The sequence below is a fragment of the Caballeronia sp. LZ028 genome (genome assembly GCF_031451415.1).
In the GTDB taxonomy this organism is placed as follows: domain Bacteria; phylum Pseudomonadota; class Gammaproteobacteria; order Burkholderiales; family Burkholderiaceae; genus Caballeronia; species Caballeronia zhejiangensis.
Genome location: NZ_JARUXN010000043.1, coordinates 1 through 829 on the forward strand (window position 1 = coordinate 1; position 829 = coordinate 829).

At 60.6% G+C, this 829-nt stretch carries 1 protein-coding gene; it reads left to right on the top strand.

Translation table 11 applies throughout. The annotated features are described in order from the left end of the window. On the top strand, positions 1-829 hold an 829-nt coding region (locus QCE58_RS33985), incomplete at both ends, for a citrate/2-methylcitrate synthase (RefSeq protein ID WP_309781257.1).

The window sequence follows — 829 nt, forward strand, 5'->3', positions numbered from 1 at the left end:
TGCTCGTGCACGGCAAGCTGCCGAACGCCGCCGAACTGAAGGCATACAAGACGAAGCTGAAGGCGTTGCGCGGCCTGCCCGCGAATCTCAAAGCCGCGCTGGAATGGATTCCCGCGTCCGCGCATCCGATGGACGTGATGCGTACCGGCGTCTCCGTGCTCGGCACGATCCTGCCGGAGAAGGACGATCACAACGTGCCGGGCGCGAAGGATATCGCCGACAAGCTGATGGCCTCGCTCGGCTCGATGCTGCTCTACTGGTATCACTATTCGCACAACGGCAAGCGCATCGAAGTCGAAACCGATGACGATTCCATCGGCGGTCACTTTCTGCATCTGCTGCATGGCGTCGCGCCGTCCAAAGCTTGGGTCGATGCGATGCACGTATCGCTCAATCTTTACGCCGAACACGAGTTCAACGCATCGACGTTCACGGCGCGCGTGATCGCGGGCACGGGTTCGGACATGTATTCCGCGATCACCGGCGCGATCGGCGCGCTGCGCGGTCCGAAGCATGGCGGCGCGAACGAAGTCGCGTTCGAAATTCAGTCGCGCTATCAGACGCCGGATGAAGCGGAAGCCGATATCAAACGCCGCGTCGAGAACAAGGAAGTCGTGATCGGCTTCGGCCATCCGGTGTACACGATCTCCGATCCGCGCAACAAGGTCATCAAGGAAGTCGCGAGGAATCTGTCGAAGGAAGCCGGCGATACGAAGCTGTTCGATATCGCCGAGCGCCTCGAATCGGTGATGTGGGACGCGAAGAAGATGTTCCCGAACCTCGACTGGTTCAGCGCGGTTTCATATCACATGATGGGCGTGCCGACCGC